12 protein-coding genes are annotated in these 13,362 nt (G+C 63.6%); 6 read left to right on the top strand and 6 right to left on the bottom strand.

Going from position 1 to position 13,362, the window contains the following annotated elements; genetic code table 11:
* Positions 1 to 1,789 (bottom strand): 2-isopropylmalate synthase (gene leuA / locus IEX78_RS18335; RefSeq protein ID WP_188830180.1); only part of this gene is annotated, 1,789 nt, incomplete at its 3' end.
* A gap of 273 nt (positions 1,790 to 2,062) precedes the next feature.
* Here leuA and IEX78_RS18330 point away from each other — a divergent pair.
* Genes IEX78_RS18330 through IEX78_RS18320 form a run of 3 tightly spaced genes read left to right on the top strand, consistent with a single transcriptional unit; the run spans position 2,063 to position 5,362 of the window.
* Positions 2,063 to 2,830 (top strand): sulfite exporter TauE/SafE family protein, encoded by a 768-nt coding sequence (locus tag IEX78_RS18330; protein ID WP_188830179.1) that lies wholly within the window; start codon positions 2,063 to 2,065, stop codon positions 2,828 to 2,830.
* A gap of 56 nt (positions 2,831 to 2,886) precedes the next feature.
* On the top strand, positions 2,887 to 4,497 hold the full coding sequence (locus IEX78_RS18325) for a GMC oxidoreductase (protein ID WP_188830178.1): 1,611 nt from the start codon (positions 2,887 to 2,889) through the stop codon (positions 4,495 to 4,497).
* A gap of 25 nt (positions 4,498 to 4,522) precedes the next feature.
* Positions 4,523 to 5,362 (top strand): ion transporter, encoded by an 840-nt coding sequence (locus tag IEX78_RS18320; RefSeq protein ID WP_188830177.1) that lies wholly within the window; start codon positions 4,523 to 4,525, stop codon positions 5,360 to 5,362.
* Here IEX78_RS18320 and IEX78_RS18315 read toward each other — a convergent pair whose 3' ends face one another.
* On the bottom strand, positions 5,363 to 6,568 hold the full coding sequence (locus IEX78_RS18315) for a low temperature requirement protein A (RefSeq protein WP_188830176.1): 1,206 nt from the start codon (positions 6,566 to 6,568) through the stop codon (positions 5,363 to 5,365).
* Between the two features lie 19 nt (positions 6,569 to 6,587).
* Positions 6,588 to 7,049 carry an SRPBCC family protein gene (locus IEX78_RS18310; RefSeq protein ID WP_188830175.1) on the bottom strand — a complete coding sequence of 154 codons (462 nt, stop codon included), beginning with the start codon at positions 7,047 to 7,049 and terminating at the stop codon, positions 6,588 to 6,590.
* 67 nt (positions 7,050 to 7,116) lie between these two features.
* On the opposite strand from IEX78_RS18310, the gene IEX78_RS18305 reads away from it, so the two are divergent.
* The 3 genes from IEX78_RS18305 to IEX78_RS18295 all read left to right on the top strand — a co-directional run bounded on the left by IEX78_RS18305 (position 7,117) and on the right by IEX78_RS18295 (position 9,922).
* A complete protein-coding gene (locus IEX78_RS18305) occupies positions 7,117 to 7,482 on the top strand; it encodes a dihydrofolate reductase family protein (protein WP_188830174.1) in 366 nt (121 codons plus the stop codon).
* Between the two features lie 136 nt (positions 7,483 to 7,618).
* Positions 7,619 to 8,884 (top strand): aspartate kinase, encoded by a 1,266-nt coding sequence (locus IEX78_RS18300; RefSeq protein ID WP_188830173.1) that lies wholly within the window; start codon positions 7,619 to 7,621, stop codon positions 8,882 to 8,884.
* A 3-nt stretch (positions 8,885 to 8,887) separates the two neighbouring features.
* Complete coding sequence (locus IEX78_RS18295; protein ID WP_188830172.1) at positions 8,888 to 9,922, top strand: aspartate-semialdehyde dehydrogenase; 1,035 nt, start codon at positions 8,888 to 8,890, stop codon at positions 9,920 to 9,922.
* A gap of 44 nt (positions 9,923 to 9,966) precedes the next feature.
* On the opposite strand, the gene IEX78_RS18290 is transcribed toward IEX78_RS18295, so the two are convergent.
* From IEX78_RS18290 to IEX78_RS18280, 3 genes are all read right to left on the bottom strand, one after another.
* A complete protein-coding gene (locus tag IEX78_RS18290; RefSeq protein WP_188830171.1) occupies positions 9,967 to 11,310 on the bottom strand; it encodes a serine hydrolase domain-containing protein in 1,344 nt (447 codons plus the stop codon).
* Positions 11,311 to 11,362: 52 nt separating this feature from the next.
* On the bottom strand, positions 11,363 to 12,532 hold the full coding sequence (locus IEX78_RS18285; RefSeq protein WP_229684096.1) for an APC family permease: 1,170 nt from the start codon (positions 12,530 to 12,532) through the stop codon (positions 11,363 to 11,365).
* 291 nt (positions 12,533 to 12,823) lie between these two features.
* Positions 12,824 to 13,174 carry a hypothetical protein gene (locus IEX78_RS18280; RefSeq protein WP_188830170.1) on the bottom strand — a complete coding sequence of 117 codons (351 nt, stop codon included), beginning with the start codon at positions 13,172 to 13,174 and terminating at the stop codon, positions 12,824 to 12,826.
* Positions 13,175 to 13,362: the final 188 nt, after the last annotated feature.

Here is a 13,362-nt window from a genome sequence, read left to right as displayed (position 1 = left end):
CTGCCCGGTTCACTGCCGACACAACCGCCCGCAGCGACGCTGTCGTAATTGACGTCGCGATGCCTACGCCCCACACGACCTTGTCGCCAATCGCGACCTCGACGTAGGCCGCCGCCTGGGCGTCGTCGCCTGCCGACATCGCGTGCTCGCTGTAGTCGAGTACTCGTACGTCGAAGCCGACCGTCGCGATCGCGTCGACGAACGCGGCAAGGGGGCCGTTGCCCGAGCCGGTGATTTCCTGCTCAACGCCGTCGACCTTCACGGTCGCGACGATCGAGTCGACACCACCGTCGGTCTCCGCGGCGGTGACCTTCTGGCGCATGCGTTCCAGCGGCAGGATCGGGTTGAGGTATTCGGTCGCGAAGACGTCCCACATTTCCTTGGGCGTTACCTCGCCACCTTCACCGTCGGTGATGGCCTGGATGGCCTGCGAGAACTCGATTTGCAGGCGACGCGGCAGCACCAAACCGTGGTCGGTCTTCATGATGTAGGCGACGCCGCCCTTGCCCGACTGCGAGTTCACGCGGATGACGGCTTCGTACGTGCGGCCGACGTCCTTCGGGTCGATGGGCAGGTACGGAACTTCCCACACGATGTCGGCAACGTCGGAGTCGGCGGCATCGGCAGCGGCCTTCATCGCGTCGAGGCCCTTGTTGATCGCGTCCTGGTGACTGCCGGAGAAGGCCGTGTAAACGAGGTCGCCACCGTAAGGGTGACGCTCGGCGACAGCCAGCTGGTTGCAGTACTCAACCGTGCGACGAACCTCGTCGATGTCGGAGAAGTTGATCTGCGGGTCGATGCCACGCGAGAACATGTTCATGCCGAGCGTGACCAGGCAGACGTTGCCGGTGCGCTCGCCGTTGCCGAACAGGCAGCCTTCGATGCGGTCGGCGCCAGCCTGGTAACCCAGTTCGGCGGCGGCGACGGCGGTGCCACGGTCGTTGTGCGGGTGCAGCGACAGCACGATCGAATCGCGACGGGCCAGGTTGCGGTGCATCCACTCGATCGAGTCGGCGTACACGTTCGGCGTTGCCATCTCAACGGTCGCGGGCAGGTTGATGATCAGCGGCTTGGCCGGGGTTGGCGCGATGATCTCCGAAACCGCGTCGCACACCTCACGTGCGTAATCGAGTTCGGTACCGGTGTAGGACTCCGGGCTGTACTCGTAGCGCCACTCGGTGTCGGGGTAGCGCGCCTCAATCTCAAGGCACAGCTTCGCGGCGTCGGTCGCGATCTTCTTCACCGCATCGCGCTCAGCGCGGAAAACAACGCGACGCTGCAGGATCGACGTGGAGTTGTAGAAGTGCACGATGACGTTCGGCGCGCCGTTGCACGCTTCGAACGTGCGCTCGATGAGCTCGGGGCGGCACTGGGTGAGGACCTGAATGGTGACGTCGTCGGGGATCGCGCCGTCTTCGATGATCTCGCGAACGAAATCGAAATCGGTCTGGCTCGCGGCCGGGAACCCGACCTCGATCTCCTTGTAACCCATCCGGACGAGCAGGTCGAACATGCGACGCTTGCGCGCCGGGCTCATCGGGTCGATCAGTGCCTGGTTGCCATCACGCAGGTCGACAGCGCACCACGCGGGCGCGCGATCAATGATCTTGTCGGGCCAGGTGCGGTCGGGCACCGAGATGGGCTCGACCTCTTCAGCGAAGGGGCGATACCGGAACGAGGGCATCGACGAGTTCTTCTGCTGGTTCCAGGCGGGCTGGTCGGCCGGTGCGGGTTTTGCCGGGGCCGAAATGGTGCGCGAAGCGGATACGAATGCGTCAGCCGAGGACATGCAAGTTTCTCCGTGGATGTGAGTGGAATCCCTGGTGGGAGCGGGTCGACCGGCGCGATGGAACCCCGCGACGGGAGCCGGTCCTATCAGAACCCGTCGCGGCGGCCGAGAAGAAGTGCCCGCTGCATGATTTTCTGAGCTTACCGTGTGCGACCGGTCGGCGGTAAGCGGCCTGCGAAATCAAAAATCGTTCGCAAGCGGTACGGTTTGCCTCGATTGCACGCTTGTACGGACCCGCATGGTTCGACGAGACGTTGACGGTAAGGAAAACGCATGTCGGTGATGCAGCAGGTGCTCATTTTGCTCGCGGGAGTTGGCGCGGGCGCGATCAATACCGTCGTCGGGTCGGGGACGCTGATCACCTTCCCCACGCTCCTTGCTTTCGGGCTGCCGCCGGTGACGGCGAACGTGTCGAACACGATCGGTTTGGTGCCCGGTTCGGTGAGCGGCGCGATCGGCTACCGACGCGAACTCGCTGGTCAGGCCGCTCGACTGCGCCTGCTTGGCACAGCGTCACTGCTCGGCGGCATCGTCGGCGCGATCTTGTTGTTGAAGCTGCCAGCCAAGGCGTTCGACGCGATCGTGCCGGTCCTGATCATCGTCGCGCTTGTCCTTGTTGTTGTGCAGCCGAAACTCGCGGCGTGGGTGCGCGAGCGACGCGGCGGCGACAACTCAACCGCGCCGACCAACGGCGGTCCGTTCCTGTTCACGGCTGTTTTCGCGACCGGGATTTACGGCGGTTACTTTGGTGCCGCCCAGGGCGTGCTGCTCGTCGGGCTGCTCGGCGTTTTCCTTGTCGAGGACATGCAGCGCATCAACGCGGTGAAGAACGTGCTCGCGCTGATCGTGAACGCGGTGTCGGCGGCGATCTTCGTCGTCATTGCCGACGTCGACTGGCGTGCGGTCGCGTTGATCGCGGTTGGCTCGATCATCGGCGGCCAACTCGGCGCGAAAGTTGGCCGCAAACTTTCGCCGACGGTGTTGCGCGGGGTCATCGTTGTGGTCGGCACCATCGCCGTCGTTCGATTACTGGCAACCTAACCGCCCAAAACGCACTAAGCTCCGCTTCGGCCATTGGTGATGAGGGAGGTGGCCTGGTGCATAGACGTGCCTTTTTCAAGGCGGCGGGTTTGGCGGCTGCCGCGGGCATGGCCGGATCTGTCGGATTCGACCTGCCAAAGGCATCGGCCGATCCAGTGTGGGAATCGCTTTTCCGCCAGTGGGTACCGGAGATCTTCGCCCAGACCGCCGACGCGCCGCAGCATTCGCCCGCGATCGTGATTGGCTCGGGTTTCGGTGCTGCCGTTACGGCATTCCGGCTCGCCCAGGCCAATATCGCCAACACCGTGCTCGAACGCGGTTCGCGCTGGCCTAACGATCCGTGGCGTGAGATTTTCACCGGCGACGACCTACCTGACGGTCGCGGTTTCTGGCATCGCACCAGCTTCACCGGCGTCACCAAGGTGCCGATGAGCTTCAGTTCCTTCGGCGGCGTCCTCGACGTGACCGAGTACCCGGGCATCGACGTGTGGCGCGCCGCGGCGGTCGGCGGTGGGTCGGTTGTGTTCACCGGCGCGATGGTCGCGCCCCCGCGTAACCTGTTCGACCAGGTCTTTGGCGGTGTTGTCGACTACGGCGAGCTTGAGCGCGTCTACTACCCGCGCGTGCGCGAGATGCTGCGTCTCGACGCGATGCCCGGCGACATCTATCAGTCGAAGCCGTTCGCGCACAGTCGCGCGTGGGACGACCAGGTCCGCGCGGCCGGCTACACCCCGCTGCCGAACGACTCGATCTTCAACTGGGACATCCTGCGCGCCGAGCTGGCTGGCACGTCACGCGCGTCGGCGACGGCAGCGCGGTCGAATTTGGGTAACTCCAACGGCGCGAAGTTCGACCTCAACCAGAATTACCTGCGCTATGCGACCGACACCGGAAAGACCCAGATTTTCCCTGGTCACCGCGTTGATTCGATCGCGCAAGAGGCGAGCGGGCGCTTCGTTGTGACGGTGACGAAGCTGGACCCGACCGGTCAGCACCTCGCGACCCGCACGCTGACCTGCGACAAACTCTTCCTCGGCGCGGGCTCGGTGGGCACGTCTGAACTGCTCGTTCGCGCCCGGGCGACCGGCGCGCTGCCCAACCTCAACGAGCACGTTGGCGAAGGGTGGGGCACCAACGGCGACGTCGTCTTGGCGCGCGGCGCGAGTTCCGTCGCTGGTCAGGGCCAGGGTGTGCCTAGCGCGAGTCGCATCTATGACGAGTCGATCGCCCCGCTGACCTTGGAAAACTGGTACATCCCCGGGATTCCATTCGAAACGGGCGCCCTCGCTTCGCTCGGCATGGTCTTGGATCCGACACGCGCGAGCTTCGGCTATGCGAACGGGCGCGTCGGGCTCGCATGGCCGGAGGCCGCGCAGCGCAAGGTTGTTGACGTCGCACGCGCGGTCGACCATCGCATCGCCGAAAAAGCCGGTGCTGTCGCCGAATACGGCGTGCTCGGTTACGACGCGAATGCCCAGTTCACGGCCCATCCACTAGGTGGGGCCGTGCTCGGCAAGGCGACCGACGGCTACGGTCGAGTGCATGGACATCCTGGGCTTTACGTGATGGACGGTGCCGCCATCCCCGGCAGCACAGCGACGGTGAACCCGTCGTTGACCATCACGGCTTTGGCTGAACGCAATATCGAAGCGATCCTGCGCGGCTAGTCCGCGCTGACTAACAGGAGTGCGCGTGGCCGGTGCCGCCGACTACACCTCGATCGACTTGCCCGTGACGACGCGCCCCAAAACGCCGTCACTCCTGGGCGACGTGGTGATGCTGATTTTGGCGATCATCTCGGTTGTGCTCGTCGTCTGGGTGACGTGGTTCAACCCAGGGCCTGAGCTTTACCACACGCTCATCGTCGCTGACTGGGCCATTTGCGGCGTCTTCGCGATCGAATTCGTGTGGCGGTGGCATCGCGCTGGCTGGGGTTGGAAATTCCCCTTCATTTACTGGTACGACATCGTCGGCATGATTCCGATCGCGAGCCCGTGGTTCCGTAGTTTCCGCCTGCTGCGGTTGATCGTTGTCGCGGCCCGCATTGGTCGCGTTGCTGACCGAGCGTTTGGCGAACGCGTGACCGCCAGCGTCGTCAACAATTTCGTCGGCACCATTGTTGACGTCATCAAACGACCAATGACCATCGCGATTCTGGAAGAAGTCTCCGGCGTGCTGCGCGCCGGCCATTACACGCAAAACATCGCTGCCGCGTTGGAAGAGAACCGCACCGAACTCGACGACATGATCGTCGACCTCATCATGAACGACCCGAAAACGGGCAAGGTGCGGTTCATTCCGTTCCACGACGACATCATTCGCCTCGTCGCCGATACCGTTTATCGCATGGTCCGCGAGCTGCTCGACGACCCGCGCACCGACGAGTTCGTCGCCGACGTGCTGCGCGAGAACCTCGACCAGATCGGCGAAGCGGTGCGTAAGGGCGTGAAAGTGCCCGCGTCCCAACGTGGTCCGACAAGTGCCGAACATGGCGTCCGGCACTTGCTGAACCAGGCGAAAGAACTGCCGTAGTTAGTGCCCGTGCCGAATCTCGTCGCGCGGTGCGGCGTAACGCGCGACTTCCCAAATGGTGAGCGCCGCCAACACCGCGCACAGCAGCCCAAGCGCGGCGAGCGCGGGCAGCATGGCGGCGACCGGAATCAGCGCGAGCAACGCGACAACCGCGACGACACGAGCGGTGGTGATCTGACCCGTCGCATAGTGCTTGGATCCGATAATGGCGACTAAGAACAGCACGGGTCCGCCGTAAAGCCCGTAGAGCGGAATGCCTTTAAGCGCGTCGGTGAGTTGATAATGCGACTCGTCACTGGCGTAATTCAGCACCTTTTTCAAACCGAGCGAAAGCGCGATAACGCCGACAATCATCGGGAAATGCCAGTACGTGTAGGAATTTTGCGCGATGCGAATCTTCCGCTTGCCCGTCGCTTGCGCGAACGCGTGCTCAACCGACAGCGCGGTGACGTCGAAATAGGCCCACCACAACAAGCCCGACACCGCGAGCCCGAGCATCGAACCCACGGTGATTGGCCACGAAACCGGTTGGCCAGCAACGCCAATGCCGATCGAAACGATCGACTCGCCAAGCGCGATGATGACGATCAGCCCATAGCGTTCGGCGAAATGCTTGGCCGAGTTGATGCGCCAATCAGCGCCCGCGAATTTCGTCCACAACGCGTCACCGCCGATGGCCGCGATCCACAGCAGAATCTGGAGCGTTCCGTGTGTCATCGCGGCCGCGACCAGCAACGAGGTGCCGATGCCGATCGAAATCGGTGCCCACCGCACCACCTGACCGCGCAGTTGCGGGTCGTCGGCGCTGATGACAAGAAACATGACCATGTGCAGCAGGCGAATACCGAGGTAGGCGAGGGCGAAGACGAGCGGGCCGTTCCAGCCGCCCGGGAGGTCGTGGAACGCTTCGGGGATCGCGATCGCGGCGATGAACGCGAAACCCATCGCGGCGAACATCGCTAATCGCACGATGCCTTCGTCGGCTTGGACAACGTTGCCGAGCCACGAGTAGGCGATCCACAGCCACCACATCACCCCGAGCACGAGGAACGCGCGCAGCATGTTGAGCCAGGTGAGTTCGTGGGCGGCGAGGTCGGTGACCATCGTGAACGCGAAAACGATGACGAGGTCGAAGAACAATTCGATTTGAGTGACGGACGCGTCTTCGGCCACAGGTTGGTACCGGGCCCGGCGAAAACCGATCATCACGCAATCGTATGGGGTTTTACCCCGCGACGAACCCCTCCGACGGCGGGAACTGCTCGACGAAATCGAGGAAGTTCGCGACAACGTCGTCGTGGACTTTGCGGAGGCTGCGTTTCAAGAGCAACCCCGGAATGGGCAGTGGCAGCGACAGTTCGACGTGGTAGTCGACCAGCGTTGTGCCGTCGGCGCCTTCGGCCAGCTCGATGGACCCGCCGCCCGCCGACCCGCGGCTGCTATCGACAACGCGCCACTGCACAGCATCGGGTTCCCACGCGTATTCAAGGACCTGCGAGTCGGCGTTGCCCATGAAGTGCGCGGTCGCGAACACTCTGCGCGGGCGATTCTGGGCGTCGCGCGGCCCGACTCGGACGTCGGAATAGTTGGTCGACCACTCAGCGAGCGACTCGACGGCGAGCAGGGCGTCCATCACCTGTTCGATCCCCGCATCGACGCTGAATTGGATATCAATCTTGGAGCGCATCTCATCCTCATCCAGCGACAGCCACGTTGCCGCCCGATTCTGCACAGTAGTACCGGCTATCGTCAACATGGCCCCTGCCTGGACAAACGACCAGCTCAGGCGGAAATGGCACGTTCAACGAGCGTTTCGATACGTCTTCGCCGCCACGCTCACTATCGATGACCCGCAGGTCGAGCGGGTCACTGGCGACGCGGCCGAGTTCGTTCGCGAACTCAAACGGGCCGATGGGGGCGACATCTGGCTATGCGGCGGCGGGAATCTCGCCGGACAACTCGTCGATGAGATCGACGAAATGGTGATCAAGTCCTACCCCGTCGTCGCGGGTGCGGGTATTTCGGCGTTCGCCGGTGTCTTCAACCCGACACAATTCGCGGTGAAGTCGCGCAAGGATTTCGACAGCGGAACCCAGGTCACCTGGTTCGAACGGAAGTAGCGAACGCGGTTATCCACAGGTGACGAGGGTGTGTCGTTTCCATCATCGGGGGAGGTAGCGGCAAAACCGCCGCACCTGTCCCGGTACTCTTGGGCGCTGATAGAAGCTTGATTGTCGAATGTGTAAGGACCTAGCCGTGGCTCTCGTTGTTCAGAAGTACGGAGGATCCTCGGTGGCTACCGCCGAGCGGATCCGGCGCGTCGCTGAACGGATCGTAGAGACCAAGAAGCAGGGCCACGATGTTGTTGTCGTTTGCTCGGCAATGGGCGACACCACCGACGAACTGCTCGATCTGGCAGAACAGGTCACCGACGCGCCGCCCGCGCGTGAGATGGACATGCTCCTTACTTCCGGTGAGCGCATCTCAAACGCGTTGGTAGCCATGGCAATTCACGCCCTCGGTGAAGAAGCTCGCTCGTTCTCGGGTTCGCAGGCGGGCATCATCACCACCGGCGCGCACGGCACGGCCAAGATCATCGACGTCACCCCGGGCCGCCTTCGCGAAGCGCTCGACGAAGGCACGATCGTGCTCGTCGCTGGCTTCCAGGGCGTCAGCCAGGACAGCAAAGATGTCACCACGCTCGGTCGCGGTGGGTCCGACACCACCGCCGTCGCGCTCGCCGCCGCACTCAAGGCCGACGTCTGCGAGATCTACACCGACGTCGACGGCATCTTCAGCGCCGACCCGCGCATCGTCAGCGATGCCCAAAAACTCGACCAGATCTCCTACGAGGAGATGCTGGAAATGGCCGCTTGCGGCTCGAAGGTGCTGATGCTGCGCTGCGTCGAGTACGCGCGCCGCTACAACGTGCCCGTGCACGTGCGTTCGTCGTACACCGACAAGATCGGCACCACTGTTTTCGGATCGATGGAGGACATCCCTGTGGAGCAGGCAATCCTGACCGGCGTCGCGCACGATCGCAGCGAAGCCAAGGTGACCGTTGTCGCCCTGCCCGACGAGCCCGGCTACGCGGCGAAGGTTTTCCGTGCGGTTGCCGACGCCGAAATCAACATCGACATGGTGTTGCAGAACATCTCGAAGGTCGACACCGGCAAGACCGACATCACCTTCACCTGCCCCAAGACCGACCTCGCGCGCGCCGTTGAGATCCTCACCGCGCGTCAGGACGAGATTGGCTTCGCCGAAATCCTTTCCGACAGCGAAATCGGCAAGGTTTCGCTTGTCGGTGCCGGCATGAAGTCGCACCCGGGCGTCACCGCGACGTTCTGTGAGGCGCTCGCCAACGCTGGCGTCAACATCGACCTCATCTCCACCTCGGAAATCCGCATCTCGGTGCTGGTTCGCGACACCGAACTAGACGAGGCAGTTCAGGTGTTGCACAAGGCATTCGATCTGGGCGGCGACGAAGCCGCTGTCGTTCACGGCGGAACGGGGCGTTAAGCAATGGGTGTACGTGTAGGTGTTGTCGGCGCGACCGGTCAGGTCGGCGCGGTCATGCGCAAGCTGCTCGAAGAGCGCAACTTCCCCGCCGACGAGGTGCGTTTCTTCGCGTCGGCACGTTCGGCGGGCAAGAAGCTGCCGTGGCGCGGCGGCGAAATCGTCGTTGAAGACACCGAGACCGCCGATCCGTCGGGTCTCGACATCGCGTTGTTCTCGGCTGGCGCGACCATGTCGCGCGTGCAGGCACCGCGTTTCGCGGCTGCCGGTGTGACCGTGATCGACAACTCGTCGGCATGGCGCAAGGACCCCGACGTGCCGCTCGTCGTTTCCGAGGTGAACCCGGAGGCGACGCAGAACCTGGTCAAGGGCATCATCGCGAACCCGAACTGCACCACGATGGCCGCGATGCCCGTGCTCAAGCCGCTGCACGATGTTGCCGGTTTGCAGCGCCTGATCGTTTCGTCGTACCAGGCGGTTTCGGGTTCGGGCCTGGCTGGTGTCGAGGAGCTTGCTTCGCAGATTCGCGCGGTCGCCGACGACGCTGAGAAGCTCGTCCACGACGGTTCCGCTGTCGATTTCCCCGCGCCGAACAAGTACGTCGCGCCGATCGCGTTCGACGTGATCCCGCTCGCCGGCGCGCTCGTTGACGACGGCTCGTTCGAAACCGACGAAGACCAGAAGCTGCGCAACGAGAGCCGCAAGATCCTCGGTCTGCCCGAGCTGCTCGTGAGCGGCACCTGTGTGCGCGTCCCGGTTTTCACCGGTCACTCGCTGTCGATCAACGCCGAATTCGCCGAGCCGATTTCGGTTGAGCAGGCGCAAGAATTGCTTGCGAAGGCTCCCGGCGTACGTCTTGTTGACGTGCCGACCCCGCTCGCGGCGGCCGGTCAGGACGACTCGCTCGTCGGTCGTATCCGCCAAGATCCGGGCGTGCCCGGTGGCCGCGGTCTCGCGCTGTTCATCTCGGGTGACAACCTGCGAAAGGGCGCGGCGCTCAACACGATTCAGATCGCGGAAGTGCTGCTGCAGAACCGCTGATTATTCGAAAAAGGCCGGGTCACGTTGTGGCCCGGCCTTTTTCGTTATCTGATCGCTGGTGTTCGCGGATCGTTGCCGACGCACGCGAGGATCGCGCAACCGGGCGGGATACTCGAAAAGGGCGTCGCCAGTGGCTGATTCAAGCAGCTGAAGATCGTGCAACCGGGGTAGGCACCTGGGCCGATGCCGAACACCGCGAGCAAGATGTTGGCGTCGACGAGGCGGCTCGCGTCGAATTGCAGCGGCGGTTCAACGTACGGTTTCGCCGTCGGCGTTGGGGTGTCGGTGAACGCGGCGAAAAGGCGACGGAAGAATTCGTGCGGTAGTTCTTCGGGGTGGGCGAGAATGCCCTCGGGGCCATAGGCGCTCACGTTGCCGAAGGTGCCCGTCCACATGACCATCAGGTCGAGGCTGGGGATAACGAACACGTTTTGCAGCGCCAACCCGGACATGAAATAGGTGTCGGCGGGCAGATAATCCGGCGACTCACCACATCCGGTGCCAACCCAGAAAAGGTAGCCGTAGCAGGGGTTTTGCGGTGACGGCGACGTTGCTTTGCGCAGGTAGTCGGCCGAAACGATGCGTTGCGCGCCCCACTGTCCGTTGTTGGAGACGAGCAAGCCGAGCTTGGCGAGGTTGTTGGGCGGCAGCATCAGGTGCGCGTAGCCGTAGGTGTGACCCGACCGGTCGCGCGCCCAGTAATAGTCGCCGCGTTCGATGCCGAGCGGGTCGAACAACTCGCGTTGCGCGAAGTCTTGCAACGGCTCGCCGACCGCCAATTCGACAACCCACGAAAGCAAGTCGACATTGCGTTGGCTGTAGCTGAACGTCGTCCCCGGCGGGTTGATGAGCTCGACGGCCAACGCCTGCACCGCGCTGTTGGGGTCGACCGGAATCACGGCGGTGACGCCCTCGGAAAGCACGCCGGTCTTCATGCCCGACGTTTCGGTGAGCAGGTTTTCGACGGTAATCGACCGGTGTGTTTGGTCGCCAAGGCCAGCCGGCAGGTAGCGGTCGATGGGCGCGCTGATGTCGAGTTTGCCGTGGTCAGCGGCCATTCCGGCGAGGAGCGAAACCACCGACTTCGTGACGCTCCAAATGTTCCAGGCGGTATTGCCGGTCTCGTGATTACGCAGCCCTTCACCGACGAGACAGTTGTGGCGAAAGATCTGGACATTCAAGCGGTTTCGCGTTGACGCGAATTCCAACGCGGACTTAAGTTTCGCGGAATCCAGCCCAACTTGTTCCGGTTCGGCCTTGGCTAATTCACGCTCCGAAGTGACCGCGCAGTGCTGGCTCGGACTCGCCTGCGCGTGCGCGCCGACCAAACTCGCCGACACCAAAGTAGCTGTGATCACACCCGCGAGAACGCCTCCCAGCAGCCGCATGCCGCCGAGGGTAGTCCCTCGCCGCAACCGTAGCCCGTAAAGCAGGGCCAGGTTAATCCCCTAATCGATGTTGGCGAACGAAGTACGCGACCGCCCCGACCCCGAGGACGGCAAGTCCCGCGAGCACCGAAGTTAACGGCAATGCGAACCCGACGACGACGCAGCCGATCGCGCCAACAACGGGAACCCAACGGGGCGGCCGGTTTTCGGCTTGCGTGAGCGTGGCCGCCGACAGGTTCGCGACGAGGTAGTAGGTCAGCACGGCGAAGGAGGAGAAGCCGATCGCGCCGCGCAGGTCGACCGTGGCCGCCGCGATCGCGACGATCACGCCGACCGCGAGTTCGGCGTGATGCGGGACGCGGTAGCGCGGGTGGATCGCGGCAAGGGTTTTCGGGAGGTGACCGTCGCGCGACATGGCCAGCGTGGTTCGGGAGACACCGAGGACGAGGGCGAGAAGTGAACCGGTCGCGGCGAGGGCGGCTCCAACGCGGACAACCGGCGTAAGGCCAGGGAACCCTGCCGCTTCGACAACGCGCGCGAGCGGGTCGGTCGCGTTCGCGAGCCCACCAGCGCCGAGCGTGAGCAGCGCGGCAACCGCGACAAGCGTGTAGACGCCGAGCGCGATCACGAGAGCGACCATGATCGCGCGGGGGATCGTGCGCGCCGGTTCGCGAACTTCTTCGCCGAGCGTCGCGATGCGCGCATAGCCCGCGAAGGCGAAGAACAGCAGGCCAGCGGCTTGAAGAACGCCGTAGGGGCCGGTTGATGTCGCTGTGCTCGCGTTAGCGTGGTCGCCGGTGAGGCCGGTCACCGCGACGACGAGCAGGACCGCGAGCACGATGCCGACGATCACCCGACTCGCGAGCGCCGACTTTTCAACGCCGAGGTAGTTGACCAGCGTGACGGCCACGACAACGGCAACCGCGATCAGCCGCTCGTGTCCCGGCCACGCGTATGCGCCGACCGTCAGCGCCATCGCCGCACACGACGCCGTCTTCCCGACAACAAATCCCCAGCCCGCGATGTACCCCCAAAACGCGCCGAGCCGTTCGCGCCCGTAAACGTAGGTGCCGCCCGAGACCGGGTAGAGCGCGGCGAGTCGCGCCGACGAGATCGCGTTGCAGTAGGCGAGCAGCGCGGCAAGCGCGAGTGCGAGCAACAACCAACTGCCAGCTGCGGCCGCAGCCGGTCCGAACGCGGCGAAAATCCCAGCGCCGACCATCGCGCCTAATCCGACGACCACCGCGTCAGCGAGCCCTAACCGCCTACCTAACTCATTCACGCGGCTAATCCTCGACCATCCGGGCCTTGCTCGCGATATGGAAAACGCCGCCAGGACTCCCTGACGGCGTTCACAAAGGCCGACGCCCCACAAGCGCCTCTCGGCGAGTGGTCGCTCGAAGCGACAAAAGGGGTGAGGCCCGGGGCTGTACGGACGTCGACAAGGGGTATAACGACCGACCAGTTAAGTTGATTCCGCTTCTAACTGTGACGGTGGTTACTGTTCGTTTGCTCAAAGCTGAAGGTCGGTGTTGTCGCCGAAAAGTAGCCAGCTGTGGGTGTCGCGTTCGTCGATCACTCGGGCGGCGAGGGCGAGCATTACGCCGGTGTAGGTGAGGCCGAGTTCTTCGGCTTGGAGTTCGGCGAGGTCGCGGTCGAAGCCCGCGGTTGAGAACTCGGTGTCGAGCAGGATCATTTCCGCGAGTGCCAGCCCAATTCGGGCCTGGTGGGCGGTGAAGGTGAATCCTGGCAAGTACGAAAGGAGCCAATACCCCCGATCTGGGCCAGGAAGGTCGATGCGAAACGCTGCCTCGTGAACCACATCGCTTGCGAAATACCAGGGCGCGAGCTCGATGATTGCCATTGGCGTTTCCTCCCTCCCATCCATGCTGCGGGAGGGGGATACGCGATGACAGCGACAGTCTCAGCAAACTTTCCGCGAATTTTTTGTACGGAAAAGCTGCTGCGGATTCCTAGAAGTTCGAGAACCAATACAGCAGGCTGGCCAATATCCAGACGATGACAGTTTCCATACCTCCATCATCGCGCGCT

Source organism: Nocardia camponoti (genome assembly GCF_014646135.1).
GTDB classification, from domain to species: Bacteria; Actinomycetota; Actinomycetes; order Mycobacteriales; family Mycobacteriaceae; genus Nocardia; species Nocardia camponoti.
This window is presented reverse-complemented; position numbering and strand designations above follow the sequence as displayed.

Bases quoted from the DNA above. Each gene is read 5' to 3' on its own strand.
- IEX78_RS18330 (WP_188830179.1), top strand. From the start codon at position 2,063: ATGTCGGTGATGCAGCAGGTGCTCATTTTGCTCGCGGGAGTTGGCGCG.
- IEX78_RS18315 (WP_188830176.1), bottom strand. From the start codon at position 6,568: ATGATCGGTTTTCGCCGGGCCCGGTACCAACCTGTGGCCGAAGACGCG.
- IEX78_RS18310 (WP_188830175.1), bottom strand. From the start codon at position 7,049: ATGCGCTCCAAGATTGATATCCAATTCAGCGTCGATGCGGGGATCGAA.
- IEX78_RS18305 (WP_188830174.1), top strand. From the start codon at position 7,117: ATGGCCCCTGCCTGGACAAACGACCAGCTCAGGCGGAAATGGCACGTT.
- IEX78_RS18295 (WP_188830172.1), top strand. From the start codon at position 8,888: ATGGGTGTACGTGTAGGTGTTGTCGGCGCGACCGGTCAGGTCGGCGCG.
- IEX78_RS18290 (WP_188830171.1), bottom strand. From the start codon at position 11,310: ATGCGGCTGCTGGGAGGCGTTCTCGCGGGTGTGATCACAGCTACTTTG.
- IEX78_RS18285 (WP_229684096.1), bottom strand. From the start codon at position 12,532: ATGGTCGGCGCTGGGATTTTCGCCGCGTTCGGACCGGCTGCGGCCGCA.
- IEX78_RS18280 (WP_188830170.1), bottom strand. From the start codon at position 13,174: ATGGCAATCATCGAGCTCGCGCCCTGGTATTTCGCAAGCGATGTGGTT.